The organism is Streptosporangium roseum DSM 43021 (genome assembly GCF_000024865.1).
GTDB classification, from domain to species: domain Bacteria; phylum Actinomycetota; class Actinomycetes; order Streptosporangiales; family Streptosporangiaceae; genus Streptosporangium; species Streptosporangium roseum.
Genome location: NC_013595.1, coordinates 9,367,657 through 9,390,642, shown reverse-complemented (window position 1 = coordinate 9,390,642; position 22,986 = coordinate 9,367,657). Strand labels below are relative to the sequence as shown.

Below are 22,986 nucleotides of genomic sequence, written 5' to 3'. Positions count from 1 at the left end.
AGGGGAGCGGGCCTACGACGGCGGCCGGGTCATGGACAGCACGTCGAGGAGGGCGTCGAGCTGCTCCGCGGTGAGGGTGCCCCTGGCGACGTGGCCGCGCTCGATGACCACCTCGCGGATGGTCTTGCGCTCCGCCAGGGCCTGCTTGGCTATCTTGGCGGCCTCCTCGTAGCCGATGTGGGGGTTGAGCGGCGTGACGATCGAGGGGGACGACTCGGCGTACTCGCGGAGGCGTTCGGTGTTGGCCGTGATGCCGTGGACGCAGCGGTCGGCCAGCAGCCGGGAGGCGTTGGCGAGCAGCCGGATGGACTCCAGCGCGTTGCGGGCGATGACCGGCAGCATCACGTTGAGCTCGAAGGTGCCCGAGGCTCCGGCGAAGGCGATGGCCGCGTCGTTCCCGATGACCTGCGCGGCGACCATGCACACGGCCTCGGGGATCACCGGGTTGACCTTGCCGGGCATGATCGACGACCCGGGCTGGAGGTCGGGCAGGTTGATCTCACCGAGTCCGGCCCGGGGGCCCGAGCCCATCCAGCGGAGGTCGTTGGCGATCTTGTTGAGCGAGACCGCCACCGTGCGGAGCTGGCCGGAGAGCTCCACGATGGCGTCCCGGGCGCCCTGGGCCTCGAAGTGGTCGGGGGCCTCGGAGAACGGCAGGCCGGTGGCCTCGCGGAGCTTCTCGATGACCTGGGAGGCGAAGCCGGGCGGGGTGTTGATGCCGGTGCCGACGGCCGTGCCGCCCAGCGGGAGCTGGGCGAGGTGGGGGATCGTGCCGCGCACCCGGGCGATGGCGTTGTCGATCTGGGTGGCGTAGCCGCCGAACTCCTGGCCGAGCGTGACCGGGGTGGCGTCCATCAGGTGGGTCCTGCCGGCCTTGACCACCTGGTCGAACTCGAACGACTTCTCCCGCAGCGCGGTGGCCAGGTGCCTCAGGGACGGGATGAGGTGGTAGGTCACCTCGGTCGTGGCGGCGACGTGGATGGAGGTGGGGAAGACGTCGTTGGACGACTGCGAGGCGTTGACGTGGTCGTTGGGGTGGACGGCGCGGCCCAGCCGTTGCTCGGCGAGGGTGGCGATCACCTCGTTGGCGTTCATGTTGGAGGAGGTGCCGGAGCCGGTCTGGAAGAGGTCGATGGGGAACTCGCCGTCCCACTCGTTCTCCGCGACGTCGGTGGCGGCCTCGGCGATGGCCTGGGCCAGCTCCTTGTCCAGGACTCCCAGCCCGGCGTTGACCTCGGCGGCGATCGCCTTGATCAGGCCGAGCGCGGCGATGTGCGGGCTCTCCAGGCCCCGCCCCGAGATGGGGAAGTTCTCCACCGCCCGCTGGGTCTGCGCCCGCCACTTCGCATCCGCCGGGACCCGTACGTCACCCATCGAGTCGTGCTCGATCCGATACTCGCTCATCAGTCCAGTCTGCGTCCTGCGGGATAAAGCGGAAATTTAACTTGAGTGATGCTCATCTCCGGCCGGGGACGCGCCGGTCCCGGCGGGGGCGTGCCGGGTGACGGCGGCCGGGACCGGCGCGTCCCGGAACGCGGCGGCCGCCGGGTGCGGTACGGCGGGCGCCGCCCCGCTCCTGCCCTTGTTCGCGAAGACCGCCACCGCCACGATCACGATCACCACCAGCGCGACGGCCGCCACCCCCATGAGGACGATCAGACCGGTCCGGGTCCTGGCGGGCGTGGTCGTCTGCTCTCCCTTGCCGCCCTGTCCCGCGATCGCGAACAGCTCGGTCCCCAGCCCGTGCCCCCGGTCGGACGCTCCCGGTCCGGGGCGCCGCGGGGGGTCCGCGCCGGGTGTTCCAGGTCCGGGCTGCCAGGGGTGGGCTCCGCCGGGTGTCCCCGGTCCGGGCTGCCGCGGGTGGTCCATGCCGGGTGTTCCAGGTCCGGGCTGCCAAGGGTGGGCTCCGCCGGGTGCTCCCGGTCCGGGCTGCGGGTGGTCCGCGCCCGGTCCTCCCGGTCCGGGCCGCTGCCAGGAACCCGGCGGCGCGGGGTCCGCGTGACCGGGCAGCCGTCCGCGGTCCGTCGGGTGGCCGTCCGGTGAGACTCCCGTGCGCGGCTCCGCGGGGGACCCGGGTCCCCAGGCCACCGGCGTCCCCGGCGCGGACGGGCCCCGCCCTCCCGGGGCGGGGTTGCCCCGCTGTGACGGGCCGGGCGGACCCTGCGGCCCCGGGACGGGGGGCGGTTCCGCGGCGACCGGGGCCGGCCCGGCACCGGGCAGGCGGAGGCCGTTCTTGGGCCGGATGACCAGCATGGTGCGGTCGGCGTCGAACTCCTCGCCCTCCTCGCCCGCCGGGGGCGCGGCGGCGGGAACCGGCGGGGTGGGAGTCGCGGGCGTCACTGGTTTCACGGGGGCTGCCGCTTTCAGGGGAATCGCCGGCGTCGCGGACGCCGGATTCACCGAGGTCGAAGGAGTGTCGGCCACCGCCCGGAGCATCGCCGCCGCCTGGGCGGGCGCCAGCCGTACCGTGTGGTCCCGCTCCAGGAGCTGTTCGAGCACGGGACGGAGCGGTCCGGCCTGGGTCGGTGGGTCGGCCCTGTCGGTCATCAGCGCGGCGAGGGTCTCGGCCACCGAGGACCGTTCGTAGGCCGGCCGGCCCTCCACCGCGAAATACAGCGTGGCGCCGAGTGACCAGAGATCCGACTCGGGTCCGGTGTGCTCTCCGCGCGCCCGCTCGGGCGCGGTGTATCCGGGGGAGCCGATCACCATGCCGGTCTTGGTGAGGTTGGTGTCGCCCTCGGCCTTGGCGATGCCGAAGTCGGTCAGCACCACCCGGCCGCTCTCGGTGATCAGCACGTTGCCGGGCTTGACGTCGCGGTGGAGCACCCCTTGGGCGTGGGCGGCCCGCAGCGCGCCGAGAAGGTCCACCCCGATCTCGGCGACCAGCCGGGGAGGCAGCGGCCCCTCCTCCTCGATCACCTGTTCCAGGGAGCGCGCCTGCACGAGCTCCATGATGATCCACGGGCTGCCGTTCTCGATGATCGCATCGTGGACGGTGGCCACGGAGGGATGGCTGATACGGGCAGCCGTACGACCCTCACGGATCATGCGCTCTCGAAGTTCGGCGCGCTGTGCTTCGCTGAGCCCGGACTCCTGGCGGATCTCCTTGACTGCGACCTCACGGCCCAGGGAACGGTCGTAGGCACGCCAAACCGTGCCCATGGTGCCCCGGCCGAGCGGTGCGATCAGCTCGTAGCGGTCAGCGAGCACGCGCGTCTGCTGTTCCGGCATGAGAAGAAGATAGCCATTCTTACTTGAAGATCGCTTTATCCGCGCTTACGAAGTTCCCTGGGCCACAGGAGCCGCGGGAGCATCAACCGTATGAAAGGCGTCATGAACCGGATGAACGGGCGCTGAGCAGGGGGGCGTTCCGACGGCTTGCGGTGCACCCCCTCGGCCGGACGCCGGTGCCCGCGGGGGTGTGGCACCGGGGTCGGCACGGGCAACGGGGCCGGGATCGGCGCCGAGCCGACCCGGTGCGTCCCGCGGTGCTGCGGACGGCGGTTGAACGAGGGGACGGTGATCGTCGCGGCGTTCTTGACGGTCCTGCTCGCGGCCCGGGCGAGCGGCTCCTCGGCCGATCCGCCGGCCGCCACCCGGGCGAGCATCAGCGAGGCGCGCACCGCGTCGAGCCGGGCATTCGGGTCGATCTTGAGCAGGCCCTGCAGCACCGGGGTCAGCGGCCCGGCCTTCTCCATCGGGATGGGCTCGCCGCTGGTCAGCGCCGCCAGCGCGGCGGCGGCCGTACGGCGTCCGTGCAGGCCGCGGCCCTCGACGGCGGTGTAGAGGGTGGCGCCGAGCGACCACAGGTCTCCGGAAGGGTGGGCCTTGGCGCCCAGCACGCGCTCGGGGGCGATGTATCCGGCGGAACCGAGCACGATACCCGCCTGGGTGATCGACACGTCGCCTTCGAGGGCGGCCAGGCCGAAGTCGGTGAGCACCGCCCGGTCGTCGGTCACCAGGACGTTGCTGGGCTTGACGTCGCGGTGCAGGATCCCCTTGGCGTGCACGGCCCGCAGCGCGCCCAGCACCTGCCGCCCGATCTCCGCCACCTGGCGCGGCGGCAGCGGGCCCCGGTCCTGGAGGAGCTGCTCCAGTGACCTGGCCCGGAGCAGCTCCATCACGATCCAGGGGCGCTCGTCCTCGGTGACGACGTCGAAGACGGTGATCACCGAGGGGTGGGCGACCATCGCGGTCGCCCGGCCCTCGCGCTCGGTCCTGGCGCACAGCTCCGCCCGCAGCTCCTCGTCGAGGACGAGGGGCAGGCGCACCTCCTTGACGGCCACCTCCCGGTCGAGCAGCTCGTCGTGCGCTCGCCAGACGGTGCCCATGCCGCCGCGCCCAACCGGTTCTGACAGCCGGTAGCGCGCTGCAAGAAGGTATCCGGACGGCGCACGCATGTGGGGCAGCTTACCGATTTGCGTAATGCGACCAGTAGAGACCGGGCCGAATCTTCTTGCGTTCTTCGGTCAGATTTTCGCGCTCGTTACAGTTGAGAAACGCTGAGTGACATCCGTCCAATTGACGAGGCTCCACAGCTTCTCGACGTAGTCGGGGCGCACGTTGCGGTACTGCAGGTAGTAGGCGTGCTCCCAGGCGTCGAAGACCAGCAGCGGGGTGGTGTTGATCCCGACGTTGCCGTGGTGGTCATAGACCTGCTCGATCACCAGGCGGCGCGACAGCGGCTCCCAGGCCAGGATGCCCCAGCCGGAGCCCTGCACGCCGGCCGTGGCGGTGGTGAGCTGCTTCTGGAAGGCCTCGAACGAGCCGAAGTGCTCGTCGATCGCCGCGGACAGCTCGCCGTCGGGGCGGTCGCCGCCGTCGGGGGAGAGGTTCTGCCAGAAGATCGAGTGCAGCACGTGCCCGGACAGGTTGAAGGCGAAGGTCTTCTCCAGCCCGACCAGCCCGCCGAACTCGCCCTTGTCGCGGGCCTCGGCCAGCCGCTCCAGCGTGTCGTTGGCGCCCTTGACGTAGGCGGCGTGGTGCTTGGAGTGGTGCAGCTCCAGGATCTCGCCGGTGATCGCGGGCTCCAGTGCCGCGTAGTCGTAGGGCATATCCGGAAGGGTGTACTCGCCCATGGGGTCTACCTCCTCGTTGATCACTGCTCCTTCGGACACTATTGCAACTTTCATGCACCTGCATCAGTCTTGCGACCTAGGACTCTCAGTTATTGCGAATATCTCGCAACTACTTCATGATGGCAGGTGTCAGTTTGGTCCAGAGGGGGCTCGTGCCTGCGGGGCCGACGTTCGATCGAGCGCCTGCCACCGTGGCGTTGAGATCGGTTTACGCGGCGGCGTTCGCACCGCCGCCGTGGCGCGAGCCCCCCGACCAGCTCGACGCCCTCACCGGCCACTCGCTCCCCGAGGTCCGGCTTCCGCTGTGACGTCGCCTACGTGGCCGGTCACCTCGCCGAAGGGCGCCGTCGTCTGCCTCTGCGGACGCCTCGGCGGGTGTCGACGGGCAGAGCTTATGTCCGCGGCGTCAGGCGGTCGCCGGCGGCGGTTGGGGCAGCGGGTGGGCGCCTTCCGGCCGCAGGCCGTCGAAGATGATGGCGAGGTATCGCCGCCACAGGTCAGGTGAGGCGTCCGGCGCGTAGCCGGCGATGTAGTTCGGCGCGCACATCAGCAGGATGACGTCCGTACCGGTGATGTCGGCTCGCACGGCGCCGTGCTCCCGGGCCCGGTCGACCAGCGTGTGCACGGTGTGGAACATCTTCGTGCGGACCCTGGTGACCTCCGCGTCGAGCTCGCCGGCCGCCTGCAGGAACGACAGGTCGCGCTGCTGCCGTTGGTGCGCGGCGACGGTGAGGAACTCCAGCAGCGCCGCTCCCGGATCCGCCGCTCCGAGCAGTCTTTCGCCGACCTCGTTGAGCGCGTCGATCCGGTCGAGGACGATCGCGGCGATCAGGTCGTCCTTCGTGGCGAAGTGGCGGAACACCGTGCCCTTCCCGACGCCCGCCCGGCGGGCGATGTCGGCGACCGAGGCGTCCAGGCCCCGCTCGGCGAACTCGTCCGCGGCGGCCGCCAGCAGCGACTGCCGGTTGCGGGCGGCATCGGCACGCAACGGACGCGTCGGGTTCACATCGACACCCTAGCAAGTTGACCGGGCGGTCCGCTTCCTGTTAGCTTCCCGGAAAACATGACCAAGCGGTCCGTTTTCTGGAGGGTACATGAAGGCAGTTGTCGCGACCGGTTACGGGCCACCCGAGAAGTACACGGTGACCGACGTGCCGACGCCCCGGCCCGGCCCGGGGCAGATCCAGGTCCGGATCGCCGCCGCCTCGATCAACCCGGCTGACGTCCGGCTGCCCAGCGGCGATTTTCGCGACACCGTGCCGCTGGAGTTCCCGCACGTGCCCGGCAACGACTTCGCCGGCACCGTCAGCGAGGTCGGCGCGGGGGTGACCGCCTACCAGGTAGGCGACGAGATCTTCGGCCAGGCTGTGCCCCGGGCGCTGCGCGCGATGGCCGGTGCGACCCGGCCGTCGCTGAGCACCGGTTCGCTGGCCGAGTACGCGGTCTTCGAGGCCGACACCCCGTTCCTGGCGCACAGGCCGGACGGCCTCGGCGTCGAGCAGGCGGCGGCCCTGCCGACCATCGGCCTGACCGCGCGCGTACTCATGGCCACCGCCGAGCTCCGGCCCGGCGAGACCGTCCTGGTCATCGGCGCCACCGGTGGCGTCGGTACCGCGGTGATCCCGCTGCTCGCCGCCGCGAAAGCGCGGGTGATCGCCACCGCGACCGACGCCGACGCCGGCATCCTTCGCGGTCTCGGCGCCGATCGGACCATCGGGTACGCGGAATCCGAGTACCCCTCGGACATCGACGTCGCGTTCAACCTGACCCTGCCCAGCGACCAGCTGACCGGAGTCGCGCGGGCGATCCGCCCGGGCGGACGCCTCCTCACGATCACCTATCCCGTACCGCGGCAGGAGTGGATCGGCCGCGATGACGTCCGCCTGCATTTCGTGCTGGACATGGACGGCACGTTCGGCGGGATGCGCGAGGTCGGCGAACTGGCGGCCCGCGGCGGACTGCCCGCCACGATCGGCCGCCGGTACACCCTCGACGAGGGCGCGCAGGCATGCGTCGACTTCGCCCGCCTGCACACGACCGGCAAGCTGGTCGTCACCATGGGAGACGCGGTCCTGGAAAGTCCGGCCGTCCGATGACCGCCGCACGACAGGACGACCACGTGACGGCCGGCATCCGCGAACTCCGGCAGGCCTTCGACGACGCTGAGCTGCGCGCCGACACCGCCCGCTTGAACGCGCTGCTCGCGGACGACTTCATGTCCATCGGCGAGCGCGGCTACCAGCTCGACAAGCGGCAGTGGATCGACCGGCACGCCGACTTCGGTTACCTCTCCCTGGAGACGTCCGAGCTGGACGTGCGCTGCTACGACCGCGCCGCGATCGTGCGCTGCGTCCAGCGCAGCCGGGCATCCTGGCGTGGCGAGGTGATGACTCTGGCAGTACGGCTGAGCCAGACATGGATCGAGCTGCCCGGCGGATGGCGGCTCGCCGGCATCCAGTTCAGTCCGCTCGACCACGCCTGAACGCCTCAGGACTGCTCCCGGGCGGAGGCCGACAGCAGGGTGAGCGCGGCGCGGCGGGCGTGCTCGCCCGTACCGGCCGCGCCGAGGTGTTCGGCGACGACGGTCGCGCCCTCGACCAGCATGAGCAACTGCCGGGCCAGGACGTGCGGATCGGCGGCTCCGGCGCGGGTGGCGATACCGGTGAGGAGTTCGAGGTAGCGGCCCAGGTGGCGCGCGGTGATGGCGCGTACGGCCTCGACGTGGTGCTGGGCGGCCGCGTTCACCATCGCGCAGCCGCGGAAGACCGGCTCGTCGTACCAGCGCTGGAGGGCGTCGAACACCGCCGCGAGCTGGTCGGCGGGATCGTCTCCGGCTGCCGCGACGGCATCGGCCAGCCAGGCCGACACCCGCTCGCTCCGGGCCTCCAGCATGGCCTGGACGAGCCCGTCCTTGGTGCCGAAGTGCCGGTAGAGCGTCTCCTTGGACACTCCGACGCGGGTGCACAGCTCGGTGACGCCGATGCCGTCGAGTCCGCGCTCGTACAGCACCAGGGTGGCTGCCTCCAGGATCGTGGCGCGGGTGCGTGCGGGGTCGATCGTCGAGCCTTTGGCGACTGGCATGCGGCAGATGGTACCGATTGGTTCGATCGACTGCTAGCATCCCGGATCGTAATGATCGGTTCGATCTCTGGAGTCCGCGATGACAGACCCGCTCGCCACCGACCCTCCGGGCGATCGTGACTTCCCGGCCACCACGCCCGCGCTGACCTTCGACAGCGGCGGAGCGACCCTGCGCGGGGTCCTGCACGTACCGGCAGGCCGGGGGCCGCACCCGGTCGTCGCACTGCTGCACGGGTTCCCCGGTAACGAGCGCAACTTCGATCTCGCACAGGTGCTGCGTCGCGCAGGCTACGCGTCATTGGTGTTCCACTACCGCGGCTCGTGGGGAGTCGGTGGTCCGTGGTCGTGGTCCCACGTACTCGAGGACACGGCAGCGGTCGTGGCCGGCCTGCGCGACCGTGAACTGGCAGCCGCTCACCGGCTCGACCTCCGGCGATTGGCGTTGATCGGCCACAGCCTCGGCGGCTTCGCCGCGCTGATGACCGCGGCGGCGGACCCGTCGATCACCGCGGTCGCCTCGGTGGCCGGGTTCGACTTCGGCACGGTCGCGGCGCTCTGCCGCGACGACCCGGGTGCGCGGGCCCGCTATGTCGAAGCATTCGAGGGCGAGCTCGGCCCGCTCCAGGGCACCAGCGGGGAGGCACTCGTCGACGAGATGGAGGCGGCCGGGGAGACGTGGCGGCTGGCCGGCCTCGCACCGCTGCTCGCGGACCGCCCTGTCCTCCTGATCGGCACCGGCCTCGACCCCGTGACCCCGCACGACGTGCACCACGGACCGGTCGTCCAGGCATACCGGGCGCAGCCCGTGAAGAAGCTCGAACACCATGTGTTCGCGACCGACCACTCCCTGTCGGACCACCGTGTGACGCTGGCGCGTACGGTCCTGAGCTTCCTCGCGCGGTACCGATGAGGCCACCGATGTGGCAGGCGGTACGGCTGGCTCTCGGCACCGCTTCGGCGCTCGGGCTCGCGCGCTTCGCGTACGGGCTACTCGTCCCGGCCATGCGTGACGACCTCCACTGGAGCCTGGCCGAAGCCGGGGCGATGAGCACCGCCAACGGGCTCGGCTACCTCCTCGGCGCGATGGCGGCCGCCGTCGTCGTCCGCCTGCTGGGCACCGCCGCCACCTTCCGCTGGGGCATGCTCCTCACGGCGGTGGCCCTGGCCGCCACCGCGACCAGCGATGACTACCTGGTGCTGCTGACCGCGCGGGCCGCCGCCGGGGCGGCGGGGGCGGTGGTGTTCATCACCGGCGGTGTGATCGCATCGCGCATCGCGACCCGCGTCTCCTCCGGCGCGCCCATCACCGTCTACTTCGCCGGCACCGGGCTGGGCATCGTCCTCAGCGGCGCGACCATCCCGGCGCTGGGGGATCACTGGCCCGTCGCCTGGGCCGGCCTGAGCGTCGCCGCCGGTCTGGCGACGGTGGTCAGCTGGACCGCCGCGCGCACGGACGAGGACGCGCCGGCCGCCACCGCCGGGCGGGCGCGGGTGCGTCCGGTCTGGCGGACCGCCCTGGCCTACGTGCTGTTCGCCGCCGGTTACATCACCTACATCACCTTCCTGTCCGCCTATCTCGCCGAACGGCATGCGCCGACCACCCAGGTGGTGATCGTCTGGACGTCGCTGGGCCTGGCCGTCATGGCGGCGCCCGCGCTGTGGAGCCGCCCGATCACCGACTGGCCCGGCACCCGGGCCCTCGCCACGTTGCTCGGCGTCCTCAGCGGTGGAGCGGCGCTCGCCCTCGCGGCGCCCACGCTGCCGGTCATCCTCGCTTCCGCGATCATCTACGGGGCGACGTTCATGGGCGTTCCCGCGGCCGTCACCGCGCTCATCAGGAGCGACACCCCGCCCGCGGACTGGACGGCCACGTTGGCGGCCTTCACCATGCTGTTCGCGGCCGGTCAGACCGCCGGCCCCTGGGTCGCCGGCATCCTCGCCGACCACACCTCAACCGAAGCCACGCTGGTGTGGACCGCGGTCCTGTGCGCCGTGGCGGCCATGATCGCGGCGCCGGTCCGCCGTCAGCGGCCCGCACCGCCGACCGTGGCGCGCGACCCGGCCTCGCCGGGACGGGGCGCCTGATCCCGGGCCCGACGAGCCGGCACTCATCACCCACGCCCGGCCGCGGTGGATCCGGAGCTGACGGAGGACCAGCGGGCCCGGCCGGACGCGGCGCACGTCTAACCCTCGTAGGACCAGCCCGTCCAGGACTCCACCGCGATCAGGACCACCGGGCCCCGGGGAGGGCGGTCGCGGTACTGCGGGTAGCGCTCCGCCAGACGCCCGAGGGCCCGTTCCCGGTCCGCGCCGTCCCCGGCGACCCGGGCCCTCCCGTCCGCGCGGACCCACCACAGCCGCGTCCAGTCGTCGTCGTAGTGGTCCACCAGCAGGCAGACCCGGTCGTTGGCCGCGATGTTGCGCAGGCGACGGAGGTCCGTCGTGCGTTTGGGCTTGGGATCGACCGCGAAGGCGACCGTGTCGCCGTCCAGGTCGAAGGTGACGGGCACCAGGTGGGGCCTGCCCTGGGCGTCCGCCGTGGCCAGCCGGGCGACCCGGGCGTCCCGGAACCGGGCGCGGGCCTGGAACTCGTCCATCCCGCCATTCAACAGCGCGGCCCACCGGCCACGGCCGGCGGGCTACCGGCGGCCGATGGACAGGACGGGACCGGTCGAATCGGTGAAGAAGTCTTCGCCCTTGTCGTCGACGACGATGAAGGCGGGGAAGTCCTCGACCTCGATCCTCCAGACGGCCTCCATCCCGAGTTCGGGGTACTCCAGGACCTCGACCTTCTTGATGCAGTCCTGGGCGAGGCGGGCGGCGGGGCCGCCGATGGAGCCGAGGTAGAAGCCGCCGTGGGCCGCGCAGGCGTCGGTGACCTGCTTGGAGCGGTTGCCCTTGGCGAGCATGACCTTGGAGCCGCCGGCGGCCTGGAAGCGCTCGACGTAGGAGTCCATGCGGCCGGCGGTGGTGGGGCCGAAGGAGCCGGAGGCGTAGCCCTCGGGGGTCTTGGCGGGACCGGCGTAGTAGACCGCGTGGTCCTTGAGGTACTGCGGCATCTCGCCGCCGGCGTCGAGCAGCTCGCCGATCTTGGCGTGGGCGATGTCGCGGGCGACGACCAGGGGACCGCTCAGGGACAGGCGGGTCTTGACCGGATACTTGGTCAGCTCGGCGAGGATCTCCGGCATCGGCCGGTTGAGGTCGATCCGCACGACGTCGTCCGACAGGTGCTCGTCGGTGGTCTCCGGCAGGAACCTCGCCGGGTCGGTCTCCAGCTGCTCCAGGAAGATCCCCTCGGGGGTGATCTTGGCCAGGGCCTGGCGGTCGGCGCTGCAGGAGACCGCGACGGCGACCGGGCAGGAGGCGCCGTGGCGGGGGAGACGGATGACGCGGACGTCGTGGCAGAAATACTTGCCGCCGAACTGGGCGCCGATGCCGAGCTTCTGGGTGAGCTCGAAGACCTTGGCCTCCAGCTCGGTGTCGCGGAAGCCGTGACCGCTGGCCGAGCCCTCGGTGGGGATGGCGTCCAGGTAGCGGGCGCTGGCGTACTTGGCCGTCTTCAGGGCGAACTCGGCGGAGGTGCCGCCGACGACGATCGCCAGGTGGTACGGCGGGCACGCGGCGGTGCCGAGGGAGCGGATCTTCTCCTCCAGGAACTGGAGCATCCGCTTCTCGTTGAGGACCGCCTTGGTCTCCTGGTACAGGAACGACTTGTTGGCGCTGCCGCCGCCCTTGGCCATGAACAGCAGCTTGTACTCGTCCGGGTGGCCGTGGGGGTCCTCGGCGTAGAGCTCGATCTGCGCCGGGAGGTTGGAGCCGGTGTTCTTCTCCTCCCACATGGTGATCGGGGCCATCTGGGAGTAGCGCAGGTTCAGCTTGGTGTAGGCGTCGTAGACGCCGCGCGAGATGTGCTCGGCGTCGGCGCCGTCGGTGAGCACGTGGCGGCCGCGCTTGCCCATCACGATCGCGGTGCCGGTGTCCTGGCACATGGGGAGCACGCCGCCGGCCGAGATCGAGGCGTTCTTCAGCAGGTCGAGGGCGACGAAGCGGTCGTTCCCGCTGGACTCGGGGTCCTCGATGATCTTGCGGAGCTGGGCGAGGTGGGACGACCGGAGATAGTGGGAGATGTCGTGGATCGCCGTCTCGGTCAGCAGCCGGAGCGCCTCGGGCTCGACCTCCAGGAACCTGCGGCCCGCAGCCTCGACCACGCGCACCCCCTCGGCGCTGATCAGACGGTATCGCGTCTCATCCGGTCCCATGGGGAGCAGGTCGGTGTAGTCGAACTCGGGCATCGTCTTCGATCCTCCGTGCCGGGGGCCTTCGGTCCTCCTAGAGGGTAAGGCCTCCCCGTCGCGCTCGGCTGTCGCGGTCGGGGAGGGAGGCGTGTCCCTCGTCACGGCGTGGAGGACGGGGTGATATGCGATGAGAAATCAGTATTTGGAACAAGCATTGGGTGCCCTTGGCGTCCACCGTCCCCATGTGGCCGAAGACACAGAGGAAGCTGGAAAAGGACCGGGTTACATGCCAGGCGGAAGCCGGAGGACACCATGGACACCGCCAACACCATCATGAGCAGCAATATCGTCATGATCGCGATCATCGCGGTTGTCGTGATCGTCGGACTGACAGTCTCGTTGATCGTCCTCACGCTCAGAAACATCAGGGAGATCGACGGGCAGACGCCCCAGTGGCCGGTGAGCTGGCCGGAGCCGCCGGTGAACCTGCCCCAGCAGCAGGTTGACGTCCCCCAGCAGCGGGCGAGCCTGCCGCAGTCGCAGGCGGACCAGCCGCACTGAGGCCGATGACGATCCCGGCGACCACCAGGGCGGCTCCGAGCAGGTCGGGCACCGAGGGCGTGCCCAGGCCGAGGACCGCGCCGGTGGCGATGGCGCCGACCGGGATCAGCCCGGCGAAGAGACCCGCGGTCGCGGCGCCGATCCGGGGCAGCGCGTCGTACCAGAGGAAGAAGGCGACGGTGGTCACGACCACCGACTGGTAGCCGAGGCCCAGAGCCTCGGGGAGCGTGGGCACGCGCAGCATCGCGGTGCCGTCCAGGAGCAGGCCGGTGACGGCCAGCAGCGGCACGGCCAGCGCGGCCGAGTAGGCCGAGACGCGGACCGCCCCCAGCTTGGGCAGCAGCGGGATGGCCAGCAGCGAGAAGCAGACCTCGCAGAACAGCGCGCCCAGCGACCACATCAGTCCCGGCAGGTCGCCGCTGCCCAGCCCGGTGGCCAGCGTCGCCCCGGCCACCACCACCGCCGCCGCTCCCAGGACGCGGGGGGAGGGGCGGCCGCCGAGCAGCGCCAGCGCCAGCGGAACGGTGCCGAGCACGGTGCCGACCAGGGCGGGGCCGCCGCGCCGGGTGGCCTCGATCACGCAGACGTTGAAGATCACCAGCCCGAACAGCGACAGCGCGGCCAGCAACGCGCCCTCCCGGACTGTGAGCCGTGCGGCCCGCAGGCCGATGAGCCGGGTGACGGCGAGCAGGACGGCGGCGGCGAGCAGGTAGCGGAGGGCCTGACCGCCGTAGAGCGGGTAATCCTGGATCACGCCGGCGACCCCGGCCAGGGTGCCGACCAGGAACATGGCCCCCGCCGCCTGGCTCAGGCCCCGGATCCGCGTCCGGGGGGTGTCGGTACTGACATCTGTGCTCATGTCGGCCATGCTAGGAAGCCAATGGTTCCCGCACAGGGTCCAATTAAGCGCTGAAAAAGAGGACCAATTGGCCGATCTGCATCTGGTCGTCGACCGGGCGGCGGGTGGGATCGCCGGGCAGATCGCCCGCGAGCTCCGGGAGGCCGTACGGCAGGGCAGGCTCCCGGCCGGCGGGCGGCTGCCCGCCAGCAGGGAGCTGGCCAGGGATCTGGGGCTGTCGCGCGGCGTGGTCGTGGAGGCCTACGAGCAGCTCGTCGCGGAGGGACTGCTGATCTCCCGGGTCGGCGCGGGCACCAGCGTGGCCCCGGCGGCGAGCCGGCCCCCGGGCGCGGCCCTCCGCGACCCCCTGGTGCCCGCCTTCGAGCCGTACTACGGCCACCGCTCCACATCCCCCGACCTGAGCGCCTTCCCGCGTGAGCGGTGGCTCGCCTCGATCAGGCGGGCGCTCGCCACCCTGCCCGCCGACGCGCTGGACTACGGAGACCCCGGCGGCGTCCCGGCCCTGCGCGAGGAGCTGGCCGACTACCTGCGGAGGGTCCGCGCGGCGGACGCCGGCCCCGACGACATCGTGATCGTGGGCGGGGTGGCCCAGGGGCTGAGCCTCACGGTCCAGGCGCTCGCCGGGCAGCTCCCCGAGGGCCGGGCCGGCCACGACCTGAACTGGTTCGTCGACCGTCTCGCCCACCCCGTGCCGCCTCCCGGCCGGATCCGGCTGGCCGTGGAGGACCCGGCCGGCGTGCGCCAGCTCCCGCTGCTCCGCGCGGCGGGGGCCGACCTGGTCGCGGTCCCGGTGGACAGGGAGGGGATCGACGTCGGGGCCCTGGCCGCGACCGGGGCGCGGGCGGTGCTGCTGACCCCCGCCCACCAGTACCCCACCGGAGTCGTGCTCTCCCCCCGCCGCCGCGCCGAGCTGATCGAGTGGGCCGCCGGGACCGGCGCGACGATCCTTGAGGACGACTACGACGCGGAGTTCCGGTTCGACCGCGATCCGGTGGGCTGCCTGCAGGGGCTCGCCCCCGGCCGGGTGGTCCTGGCGGGCAGCGTGAGCAAGTCCCTGGCCCCGGGGCTCCGGCTGGGCTGGGTGGTGGCCCCGCCGGGGATCGCCGAGTCGGTACGGCGGGCCCGCGGCGAGCTGGATCTGGGCTCGCCGGTCCTGGAGCAGTACGCGCTGGCGGACCTCATCGGCAACGGCGGCTACGACCGGCATCTGAGGAGGATGCGCCGGGAGTACCGTGCCCGGCGTGACGCGTTCGTGCGGGCGCTGGCCGAGCATCTCCCCGAGATCAGGGTGCACGGCGTCTCCGCCGGGCTGCACCTGTTCGCCGAACTCCCCGGCGGCTGCGACGAGTCGCAGGCCACCGAGGCGGCCCAGGCATGCGGCCTCGCCGCCGAGCCGGTGGGTGCGATGCGCGGCACCCCGGGGCCGCCCGCCCTGGTCATGGGTTTCGCCCGCCTCCCCGTCCACCGCGCCGACCAGGCCATCCGCGCCTTCGCGGCCGGGCTGCGGCGCTGACGGCGAGGCTCCGCGCCGCAGGTGATAGATCGTCCGTATGTCCTGACAAACCCTTGACGGCTTCCGATCTCTTCGCTTAGAACTGAAGACCAGCCGCTATCTCCCTCGGAGGCATGATGCGTGTTGGTCTGCTAGGTCTCGGCCGGATCGGGGCATTCCACGCCGCGACGCTGGCGGCGCATCCCTGGGTCGACGAGCTGGTGGTGGCCGACGCGGACGCCGCGCGGGCGGCCGAGGTCGCCGCCCGGCTGAACGCCAGGGTGGGAGACGCCCTCGACGCCGACGCCGTGGTCATCGCCACCCCCACCGCCACCCACGCCGAGCTCCTGATGCGGGCCTGCGCCCAGGGGGTGCCGGCCTTCTGCGAGAAGCCGGTCGCCACGGGGGTGGAGGACACGCTCCGGGTGCTCAAGGCTGCCAGGCAGAGCGGGACGGTCGTGCACATCGGCTTCCAGCGCCGCTTCGACGCCGGCTACACGGCCGCGCGCGAGGCGCTGCGGAGCGGCGAGCTCGGCGCGCTGCACCGGGTGCACATGATCACCGCGGACCCGGCGCCCCCGGCCCCCGGCTACGTCCCCATGTCCGGCGGCATCTTCCGGGACTGCCACATCCACGACTTCGACATCCTGCGCTGGGTCACCGGCCGCGAGGTGGAGAGCGTCTACGCGACCGGCTCCAACCGGGGCGAGGCGTTCTTCGCCGAGGCCGGCGACGTCGACAACAGTGCCGCCCTGCTCACCCTGGACGACGGCACGCTGGTCACCCTGCAGGGCTCCCGTTACAACGGCGCCGGCTACGACGTGCGGATGGAGCTGGCGGGCACCCTGCGGACCCGGGCGGTCGGCCTCGACCCGCGCGCGCCGCTCACCAGCGCCGAGGGGCTGCAGCCGCCGGGCGAGCCGTGGCCGGACTTCGTCACGAGGTTCGAGGCCGCCTACATCGCCGAACTCGGCGCGTTTCTCGGTGCCGCACGCGGGGAGACGGACAGTCCCTGCACAGTTGAGGACGCCCTGGCCGCGCTCTATCTCGCGGAGGCCGCCGAGCTCTCCAGGCACGAGGGGCGTCCGGTCCGCACAGCGGAGGTAATCAGTTGAAGACGGCCGGTGCCCCCATCTCCTGGGGCGTGTGCGAGGTCCCCGGCTGGGGCCGCCAGCTCGACCGCTCCCAGGTGCTCGCCGAGATGCGGGAGCTGGGCCTGACAGCCACCGAGCTGGGGCCCCAGGGCTTCCTGCCACCCTCGCCGTCGCGCTGCCGCTCCCTGCTCGACGGGTACGGCCTGCGCGCGGTCGGCGGCTTCGTCCCCGTGGTGCTGCACGACCCCCACCACGACCCGCTCCCGGAGGTCCGGGGCGCCATGCGCGCCTTCAGGGACGGCGACGTGGAGGTGGTCGTGCTGGCCGCGTCCACCGGCGGCGAGAGCTACGACGCCAAGCCCGCCCTGGAGGCGCGGGGCTGGAAGACCTTGCTGGCCAACCTGGGGCGGATCCTCAAGAACGCCAAGGAGTTCGGCCGCACGGTCACCCTGCATCCGCACGTGGGGACCATGGTGGAGAGTCCCGAGGAGGTGGACCGGGTGCTCGGCGGCAGCGCGGTCCCGCTCTGCCTGGACACCGGCCACCTGCTCATCGGCGGCACCGACCCCGGCGAGCTGGTCACCCGCGCAGCGAGCCGCATCGCGCACGTCCACCTCAAGGACGTCGACGCCGCCCTGGCCGAGAGGGTCAGGTCCGGTGAGCTGTCCTACACCGAGGCCGTGAAGGCGGGGATCTACCGCCCGCTCGGCCGCGGCGACGTGGACGTCCCCGGCATCGTCGCCGGTCTGGGCGCCGCCGGATACGCGGGCTGGTACGTCATGGAGCAGGACGTCATCCTCGGCCCCGGCGACGGCGCCGGCCCCAGGGAGAACGTCCGCGAGAGCCTGGCGTACCTGCGAGGACTCGTGAACGGCGACCGCGGCGACGGGCGGGGCTCCGGGCCCGGCGCCCCGGCGGACGCCGGCGACCGCCGGAGCGAGGGGCTTGCATGATCGAGGTCCTGACCATGGGGCGGGTCGGGGTGGACATCTATCCGTTGCAGGTGGGGGTGTCGCTGCGGCGGGTGGAGACCTTCGGCAAGTATCTGGGCGGCAGTCCGGTCAACGTGGCGGTGGCCGCGGCGCGGCTGGGCCGTTCCAGTGCGGTGATCACCCGGACCGGCGCCGATCCGTTCGGGTTGTTCGTTCATGATGCGTTGCGGGAGTACGGGGTCGATGACCGGTATGTCAGTGCGGTGCCGGGGCTGCCGACGCCGGTGACGTTCTGTGAGATCCGGCCGCCGGAGGATTTCCCGCTGTATTTCTATCGCTGGCCGAAGGCGCCGGATCTGGAGATCCTGGCGGGGGAGTTGGATCTGGAGGCGGTGGCCGGGAGCCGGTTGTTGTGGGCGACGGTGACGGGGTTGTGTCAGGAGCCGTCGCGGGGGGCGCACTGGGCGGCGTGGCGGGCGCGGGGGCGGCGGGCGCACACGGTGCTGGATCTGGATTACCGGCCGATGTTCTGGTCGGATGCGCGGGCGGCGCGGGTGCAGGTGCGGCGGGCGCTGGGGCAGGTGACGGTGGCGGTGGGGAATCTGGATGAGGTGGAGGTGGCCACCGGGACGCGGGATCCGTTCGAGGCGGGCCGGTTGCTGCTGGAGGCGGGGGTGGAGTTGGCGGTGGTGAAGCGGGGGTCGGCGGGGGTGGTCGGGATGCGTGCGGGGGAGACGGTGGAGGTGGCGCCGGTGGAGGTGGAGGTGGTCAACGGGCTGGGGGCGGGGGATGCCTTCGGTGGGGCGTTGTGTCACGGGCTGCTGGCGGGGTGGCCGTTGGAGCGGGTGTTGGGGTTCGCGAACGCGGCGGGGGCGATCGTGGCCGGGCGGTTGGCGTGCGCGCCGGCGATGCCCACCCTCGACGAGATCGAGAACGTGCTCGGTGCGGAGTGGCCGGGCCGGGCACAGGGCGGAGAGTGGTGAGCGGGGCCGTTCCGGGACCGCCGGGCGCGGCAGGGAACGGAGGCGTCCCCGGGAGTGCGATCGCGGCACCGGGCTCGGGCGCGCCCGGGCGTGCGGGCGTCTCCGGGCACATCGGGGAGGAGGGCTACCGGGCCCTGCTCGACATCCGCGCGCGCTTCCCCGGCCGGATCGCGGAGGCGGCCGCCGTACGGCGGCGCAGGGGACTGCTGGAGGAGCGCGACCGGATCCTCGTCATCGCGGCCGACCACCCGGCGCGCGGCGCGCTCGGCGTCGGTGACCGCCCGATGGCCATGGAGAGCCGCGCCGGCCTGCTCGACCGGCTGACGACCGCCCTGGCCAGGCCCGGCGTGGACGGGCTGCTGGCCACCCCCGACATCGTCGAGGACCTGCTGCTGCTCGGCGCCCTGGAGGGCAAGCTCGTCATCGGGTCGATGAACCGGGGCGGCGTGCAGGGCTCGGCGTTCGAGTTCGACGACCGCTTCACCGCCTACGACACCGCCTCGATCGTCCGGATGGGGCTGGACGGCGGCAAGATGCTCTGCCGGATCGGCCTGGACGACCCCGTCACCGCCGCCACCCTGGAGTCCTGCGCCAGGGCGATCACCGAGCTGGCCTCGCACGGCCTGGTCGCGATGATCGAGCCGTTCTGGTCGAGGCGGGCCGGCGGGACGGTCGTCCACGACCTGTCCGCCGAGGGCGTCATCCGTTCCATTCACGTCGGCCAGGGGCTGGGCGCGACCTCCGCGCACACCTGGCTGAAGATCCCGGTGGTCGACGACATGGAACGGGTGATGCGCGCCACGACGCTGCCGACCCTGCTGCTCGGCGGCGACCCCGGGGACGCTCCCCAGCGGGCCTACACCGCCTGGCGCGAAGCACTCAGACTTCCCGGCGTGCGGGGGCTTGTGGTCGGCCGCGCGTTGCTGTATCCCTCCGATGACGACGTGGCAGCGGCCGTCGACACCGCCGTGGCGATGCTGGAGGTGGCTTGAGCGAGCGATCGGGCAGGCGCGGTGCCGGAAAGTCATGTCCCGGCGGGCCACGAGGGGAGGAGAGGCCATGACCCTCATCCCCGCGGGCAGCGCGGCACTGGCCCCGTGGGCGCTGTTCATCACTCCCGAGTCGGCCGGGTGGGTCTACGCCGGGCTCCGCGTGCTTTGCCTGTCCGGCGAGAGCGTGGAGTTCACCACCGGCGACGAGGAGATGCTGGTCCTGCCCCTGTCGGGCTCGTGCGAGGTCGAGTGCGACGGGGTACGGCTCACGTTGCACGGCCGGACCTCGGTCTTCCACGCGGTCAGCGACTTCGCCTACCTGCCCGTCGGCGCGACCGCCCGGGTCACCGGCACGGGCCGTTTCGCGTTCCCCGCCGCCCGGGCGAGCAGGAGTTTCCCGGTCCGGTACGGCCCGGCGCGCGAGGTCCCGGTCGAGGTCCGCGGCGCCGGCCAGGCCAGCCGCCAGGTCAACAACTTCTGCGCCCCGGACGCCTTCGACTGCGACAAGCTCGTCGCGGTCGAGGTGCTCACCCCCGGCGGCAACTGGTCGTCCTACCCGCCGCACAAGCACGACACCGCCTCCGAGCACGAGGCCGTCCTGGAGGAGATCTACTACTTCGAGGGCGGCCCCGGCTACCAGCGGGTCTACGGCACCCACGACACGCTGGCCGAGGTGGCGGGCGGAGACGTGGTGCTGGTCCCGCACGGCTACCACGGCCCGTCGATGGCGGCCCCCGGCTACGACCTGTACTACCTCAACGTGCTGGCCGGGCCCGCCCCCCAGCGGTCCATGGCCTTCTGCGACGACCCTCGGCACGCCTGGATCCGCTCCTCCTGGGCGGAGCAGGCGGTCGACCCCCGGCTCCCCATGACGAAGGCGTGGCGTTGACCTCCTCCCGGGGCTGACGCCCGGATTCTCCACGCGGGAGGTCGCCACCGCCGTGCGGGAGGTCGCCGAACCCGCCGTCGTCCTGGTCGGCGACCACGGCTCCGCCTCCATCGGCGACCTCGGCGAGCCCGCCGGCGCCCGGCGGCTCGGCACCTCCTGCCGGATGCGCGGCCCCTTACCTCTGACCTTCTGAACCTCTGACCTTCTGAGCGGTGAGCTCCGGATCCGGCTGGAAGCCCTTGGCCAGCGGCACGATCAGGGCCACCACGACGGCGGCGGGCACGAACGCCATCCGCGCGTCCACGGTGTCGTTGATGGTGCCGACCACGGCCGCGCCGACGAGGAAGCCGACGTAGTTGAACATGTTGACGCGCGCGATCGCCGTCTCGGCTCCGGCGCCGAGACGGCCGGCCGCCGAGAACGACTGCGGCGCGATGACCGACAGGCCGATGCCGATCAGGCCGAACGACAGGACGGCCACCAGGACACCGGGGGCGGCGACGACGCCGAGCGTGCCCACGGCCGCGATCACCGCTCCCACGCGGACGACCGGGGCAGGGCCGTACCTGCGCACGGCGAAGTCCCCCGGGACCCGCGCGAGGAGCATGGCCGCCTGGTAGACGAGATAGGCGAAGGGCACCAGCCAGCCGCTCGCCGACAGCGCGCTCTCCATGTAGACGGTGCCGTAGTTGGAGACCGCGGCGTCGCCTACGTAGAGGAACGCCATCGCCAGGCAGAGCGGGATGATCGGCCGCCACGGCACCCTGGCCGCCGTCCGCGCGGCCTGCGCCGTAGCCCGCTCCCCGTCCCGGTCGTAGAGCCGGGGAAGCATGATCGCTGAGATCGCGGCACCGATGGCCACCGGGATGGAGAACGACCAGCCCAGGTCCATCCCGAGCGCGGTGAAGGCGGAGTTGAACCCGGCGCCCAGCATCGAGCCGACGCTCCACACGGCGTGGAAACCGGTCAGCACGCTCATGCCGTAGCGGCGCTCGACCGCGACGGCCTGCATGTTCATCGCCGCGTCCACCGCCCCGACGAACAGGCCGAACACGGCGCTGAGCACGTACAGCCCGGCGAGCTCGGTGTTCCATCCGGACAGGGCCACGACGGCGCAGACGCCCAGCTGGGAGATCCGCAGGACCGGGCCGCTGCCGTACCTGGCGGCCAGGGGGGCGGCCACGACGCTCCCGATGCCGGCGATCACCGGAACGAGCAGCAGGACGAGGGTGAGGTCGCCGTCGCTCAGCCCGAACCTGTGCTGCAGGTCGATCACATGGGTGAGCAGGGTGGCGAAGCAGAGACCCTGGACGAAGAAGGCGGCCCAGGTCGCCACTCGTGCTTGTCTGTCGCGTGGGGTCGGCACTACGACCTCCGGAGAACATGAGGGGGGTTCAGGTTCTCGCCAGGGTAGGGGCGCCGTCTCCGCCGGTCAATGGCCGTTCACCTGGGTCTGCGCGTTAGGGTGCTCACGTGAGGGCGGGAGCTGACCGGCGCAGAGGTTATCCGGCCGGGGAGGCGCGGAGGGAGCGCATCCTGGCCGTCGCGCTGCAGGAGTTCGCCGAGAACGGCTACCGGGGAGCCTCCCTCGCCCGCATCGCCGAGCGGGCCGAGCTCTCCCAGGCCGGGCTGCTCCACCACTTCCGGAGCAAGGAGCACCTGCTGACCGCGGTCCTCGACCACCGCGACGAGCTCGACCTGCGCCGCTACGACCTCGGCGGCGTGCGCACCGGCGCCGACGCGCTCGGCGTCCTGGTCGACGTGGTCGAGCACAACTCGCGCGTCCCCGGGCTCGTCCAGCTCTTCACCGTGATCACCGGTGAGGCGGTCACCGCCGACCATCCCGGCCACGACTGGGCCCGCCGCCGCTACCGGCGGCTCCGCGGCGAGGTGACCCGGGCGCTGGGCAGGGCGGTGGAATCCGGCGAGTTCCGCGCGGGCACCGACCCCGAGGCCCACGCCGACCGGCTGATCGCCATGATGGACGGCCTGCAGAACCAGTGGCTCCTGGACCCCGACCGGGTCGACATGGCCGCCGTCTTCCGCGGCTATGTCGACGACCTCGTCGCGCTGCTACGGCCCTGAGAGCGATTATCGTCGAAGGGTGGACAGTTTCCCGCCCCCGGTGACCCGCAACTCCGCCCGCCCGCCGCGCCCCGGTGACCTGCGCGCCGGAGACGCCGACCGGGACCGGGTGGCCGCCGTGCTGAGCGACGCGCTCGCCGACGGCCGGCTGGACCACGACGAGCACGAGGAGCGGATCCAGGCGCTCTACCAGGCCCGCACGCTGGGCGAGCTCACCGCGCTCACCGCCGACCTGCTCCCGCCGGAGGCCCAGCCGCTGCGGACCGACGACGGCCCGGTGATGGCTTTCTTCGGCTCGCAGGAGCGCTCGGGCCGCTGGGTGGTGCCCACCCGTTTCTCCGCCACCGCGATCTGCGCCAACGTCACGCTCGATCTGCGCGAAGCGCTGCTCCAGTCCGGTCACGTGACCCTTCAGGTCACGGTGATGGCCGCGACCCTCACGCTGATCGTCCCGGAGGGCGTCCGGATCGAGATGCCCGCCTCCGCCATCATGGGAGGCAAGAAGAACCAGGTCCCTCCCTCGCCCGACGGCCCGGTCATCGAGATCACCGGGCTCGTCACCCTGGGCAGCATCGTCGCCAAGTCGCCCAAGCGTCCCCGCCGCTCATGGTTCCGCCGCTGACCCGCTGACCCGCTGAGCTGTTGACCTGCTGAGCCGCTGAGCTGTTGACCTGCTGAGCCGCCGAGCGGCTGAGCCGTTGAGCT

The 22,986-nt window shown here is 72.1% G+C and carries 23 protein-coding genes; 13 read left to right on the top strand and 10 right to left on the bottom strand.

Features of this window, described 5'->3' with window-relative positions:
- Positions 1-12: 12 nt before the first annotated feature.
- The 5 genes from SROS_RS41110 to SROS_RS41085 form a co-directional block, all read right to left on the bottom strand.
- Complete coding sequence (locus SROS_RS41110; protein ID WP_012894883.1) at positions 13-1,404, bottom strand: class II fumarate hydratase; 1,392 nt, start codon at positions 1,402-1,404, stop codon at positions 13-15.
- Between the two features lie 36 nt (positions 1,405-1,440).
- The gene (locus tag SROS_RS54115; protein ID WP_012894882.1) at positions 1,441-3,231 is read right to left on the bottom strand and encodes a serine/threonine-protein kinase; all 1,791 of its coding nucleotides are present in this window, start codon (positions 3,229-3,231) and stop codon (positions 1,441-1,443) included.
- Between the two features lie 35 nt (positions 3,232-3,266).
- On the bottom strand, positions 3,267-4,400 hold the full coding sequence (locus tag SROS_RS41100) for a serine/threonine-protein kinase (RefSeq protein ID WP_012894881.1): 1,134 nt from the start codon (positions 4,398-4,400) through the stop codon (positions 3,267-3,269).
- 69 nt (positions 4,401-4,469) lie between these two features.
- A complete protein-coding gene (locus SROS_RS41095) occupies positions 4,470-5,078 on the bottom strand; it encodes a superoxide dismutase (RefSeq protein ID WP_012894880.1) in 609 nt (202 codons plus the stop codon).
- 406 nt (positions 5,079-5,484) lie between these two features.
- Entirely contained in the window at positions 5,485-6,084 is a 600-nt protein-coding gene (locus SROS_RS41085; protein WP_012894879.1) for a TetR/AcrR family transcriptional regulator, read from the bottom strand.
- Positions 6,085-6,172: 88 nt separating this feature from the next.
- On the opposite strand from SROS_RS41085, the gene SROS_RS41080 reads away from it, so the two are divergent.
- A complete protein-coding gene (locus tag SROS_RS41080) occupies positions 6,173-7,174 on the top strand; it encodes an NADP-dependent oxidoreductase (RefSeq protein WP_012894878.1) in 1,002 nt (333 codons plus the stop codon).
- Entirely contained in the window at positions 7,171-7,560 is a 390-nt protein-coding gene (locus SROS_RS41075; protein ID WP_012894877.1) for a nuclear transport factor 2 family protein, read from the top strand. Before SROS_RS41080 ends, SROS_RS41075 begins: the two co-directional genes overlap by 4 nt.
- Before the next feature lie 5 nt (positions 7,561-7,565).
- Here the strand turns inward: SROS_RS41075 and SROS_RS41070 are convergent, their stop codons facing one another.
- A complete protein-coding gene (locus SROS_RS41070) occupies positions 7,566-8,159 on the bottom strand; it encodes a TetR/AcrR family transcriptional regulator (protein WP_012894876.1) in 594 nt (197 codons plus the stop codon).
- 79 nt (positions 8,160-8,238) lie between these two features.
- Here SROS_RS41070 and SROS_RS41065 point away from each other — a divergent pair, with 79 nt between their 5' ends.
- Positions 8,239-9,069, top strand: coding sequence for an alpha/beta hydrolase family protein (locus SROS_RS41065; RefSeq protein WP_012894875.1), 831 nt, complete (start codon positions 8,239-8,241; stop codon positions 9,067-9,069).
- The gene (locus SROS_RS41060; protein ID WP_218919764.1) at positions 9,066-10,244 is read left to right on the top strand and encodes a YbfB/YjiJ family MFS transporter; all 1,179 of its coding nucleotides are present in this window, start codon (positions 9,066-9,068) and stop codon (positions 10,242-10,244) included. The genes SROS_RS41065 and SROS_RS41060 overlap by 4 nt, the downstream gene beginning before the upstream one ends.
- Before the next feature lie 98 nt (positions 10,245-10,342).
- Here the strand turns inward: SROS_RS41060 and SROS_RS41055 are convergent, their stop codons facing one another.
- From SROS_RS41055 to SROS_RS41040, 3 genes are all read right to left on the bottom strand, one after another.
- Complete coding sequence (locus SROS_RS41055) at positions 10,343-10,756, bottom strand: TIGR03668 family PPOX class F420-dependent oxidoreductase (RefSeq protein WP_012894873.1); 414 nt, start codon at positions 10,754-10,756, stop codon at positions 10,343-10,345.
- A 42-nt stretch (positions 10,757-10,798) separates the two neighbouring features.
- Positions 10,799-12,451 carry a fumarate hydratase gene (locus SROS_RS41050; protein ID WP_012894872.1) on the bottom strand — a complete coding sequence of 551 codons (1,653 nt, stop codon included), beginning with the start codon at positions 12,449-12,451 and terminating at the stop codon, positions 10,799-10,801.
- 367 nt (positions 12,452-12,818) lie between these two features.
- Entirely contained in the window at positions 12,819-13,814 is a 996-nt protein-coding gene (locus tag SROS_RS41040; RefSeq protein ID WP_218919763.1) for a DMT family transporter, read from the bottom strand.
- Positions 13,815-13,881: 67 nt separating this feature from the next.
- Between SROS_RS41040 and pdxR the strand changes: the two genes are divergently transcribed.
- The 7 genes from pdxR (at position 13,882) to SROS_RS51490 (ending at position 20,389) form a co-directional block, all read left to right on the top strand.
- A complete protein-coding gene (gene pdxR, locus SROS_RS41035; protein WP_012894869.1) occupies positions 13,882-15,327 on the top strand; it encodes a MocR-like pyridoxine biosynthesis transcription factor PdxR in 1,446 nt (481 codons plus the stop codon).
- A gap of 116 nt (positions 15,328-15,443) precedes the next feature.
- A complete protein-coding gene (locus tag SROS_RS41030; protein WP_012894868.1) occupies positions 15,444-16,421 on the top strand; it encodes a Gfo/Idh/MocA family protein in 978 nt (325 codons plus the stop codon).
- Positions 16,418-17,353 (top strand): TIM barrel protein, encoded by a 936-nt coding sequence (locus SROS_RS41025; protein ID WP_012894867.1) that lies wholly within the window; start codon positions 16,418-16,420, stop codon positions 17,351-17,353. Before SROS_RS41030 ends, SROS_RS41025 begins: the two co-directional genes overlap by 4 nt.
- Entirely contained in the window at positions 17,350-18,315 is a 966-nt protein-coding gene (gene iolC, locus SROS_RS41020) for a 5-dehydro-2-deoxygluconokinase (protein WP_012894866.1), read from the top strand. Before SROS_RS41025 ends, iolC begins: the two co-directional genes overlap by 4 nt.
- 110 nt (positions 18,316-18,425) lie before the next feature.
- Positions 18,426-19,307, top strand: a complete 882-nt coding sequence (locus tag SROS_RS41015) for a Cgl0159 family (beta/alpha)8-fold protein (RefSeq protein ID WP_043658026.1) — start codon at positions 18,426-18,428, stop codon at positions 19,305-19,307.
- A 67-nt stretch (positions 19,308-19,374) separates the two neighbouring features.
- A complete protein-coding gene (gene iolB, locus SROS_RS41010) occupies positions 19,375-20,196 on the top strand; it encodes a 5-deoxy-glucuronate isomerase (RefSeq protein WP_012894864.1) in 822 nt (273 codons plus the stop codon).
- Positions 20,197-20,248: 52 nt separating this feature from the next.
- A complete protein-coding gene (locus SROS_RS51490; RefSeq protein WP_169369487.1) occupies positions 20,249-20,389 on the top strand; it encodes a hypothetical protein in 141 nt (46 codons plus the stop codon).
- On the opposite strand, the gene SROS_RS41005 is transcribed toward SROS_RS51490, so the two are convergent.
- Entirely contained in the window at positions 20,372-21,532 is a 1,161-nt protein-coding gene (locus SROS_RS41005) for an MFS transporter (RefSeq protein ID WP_245564461.1), read from the bottom strand. The two genes, SROS_RS51490 and SROS_RS41005, sit on opposite strands and share 18 nt — an antisense overlap.
- A 137-nt stretch (positions 21,533-21,669) precedes the next feature.
- On the opposite strand from SROS_RS41005, the gene SROS_RS41000 reads away from it, so the two are divergent.
- Positions 21,670-22,281 carry a TetR/AcrR family transcriptional regulator gene (locus tag SROS_RS41000; protein WP_012894862.1) on the top strand — a complete coding sequence of 204 codons (612 nt, stop codon included), beginning with the start codon at positions 21,670-21,672 and terminating at the stop codon, positions 22,279-22,281.
- Between the two features lie 19 nt (positions 22,282-22,300).
- Positions 22,301-22,903 (top strand): DUF1707 SHOCT-like domain-containing protein, encoded by a 603-nt coding sequence (locus SROS_RS40995; protein ID WP_012894861.1) that lies wholly within the window; start codon positions 22,301-22,303, stop codon positions 22,901-22,903.
- Positions 22,904-22,986 lie beyond the last annotated feature (83 nt).

Excerpts from the sequence above, each read along its gene's own strand:
- SROS_RS41110 (WP_012894883.1), bottom strand. The coding sequence starts at position 1,404 with ATGAGCGAGTATCGGATCGAGCACGACTCGATGGGTGACGTACGGGTC.
- SROS_RS54115 (WP_012894882.1), bottom strand. The coding sequence starts at position 3,231 with ATGCCGGAACAGCAGACGCGCGTGCTCGCTGACCGCTACGAGCTGATC.
- SROS_RS41100 (WP_012894881.1), bottom strand. The coding sequence starts at position 4,400 with ATGCGTGCGCCGTCCGGATACCTTCTTGCAGCGCGCTACCGGCTGTCA.
- SROS_RS41095 (WP_012894880.1), bottom strand. The coding sequence starts at position 5,078 with ATGGGCGAGTACACCCTTCCGGATATGCCCTACGACTACGCGGCACTG.
- SROS_RS41080 (WP_012894878.1), top strand. The coding sequence starts at position 6,173 with ATGAAGGCAGTTGTCGCGACCGGTTACGGGCCACCCGAGAAGTACACG.
- SROS_RS41075 (WP_012894877.1), top strand. The coding sequence starts at position 7,171 with ATGACCGCCGCACGACAGGACGACCACGTGACGGCCGGCATCCGCGAA.
- SROS_RS41070 (WP_012894876.1), bottom strand. The coding sequence starts at position 8,159 with ATGCCAGTCGCCAAAGGCTCGACGATCGACCCCGCACGCACCCGCGCC.
- SROS_RS41065 (WP_012894875.1), top strand. The coding sequence starts at position 8,239 with ATGACAGACCCGCTCGCCACCGACCCTCCGGGCGATCGTGACTTCCCG.
- SROS_RS41060 (WP_218919764.1), top strand. The coding sequence starts at position 9,066 with ATGAGGCCACCGATGTGGCAGGCGGTACGGCTGGCTCTCGGCACCGCT.
- SROS_RS41055 (WP_012894873.1), bottom strand. The coding sequence starts at position 10,756 with ATGGACGAGTTCCAGGCCCGCGCCCGGTTCCGGGACGCCCGGGTCGCC.
- SROS_RS41050 (WP_012894872.1), bottom strand. The coding sequence starts at position 12,451 with ATGCCCGAGTTCGACTACACCGACCTGCTCCCCATGGGACCGGATGAG.
- SROS_RS41040 (WP_218919763.1), bottom strand. The coding sequence starts at position 13,814 with ATGAGCACAGATGTCAGTACCGACACCCCCCGGACGCGGATCCGGGGC.
- SROS_RS41030 (WP_012894868.1), top strand. The coding sequence starts at position 15,444 with ATGCGTGTTGGTCTGCTAGGTCTCGGCCGGATCGGGGCATTCCACGCC.
- iolC (WP_012894866.1), top strand. The coding sequence starts at position 17,350 with ATGATCGAGGTCCTGACCATGGGGCGGGTCGGGGTGGACATCTATCCG.
- iolB (WP_012894864.1), top strand. The coding sequence starts at position 19,375 with ATGACCCTCATCCCCGCGGGCAGCGCGGCACTGGCCCCGTGGGCGCTG.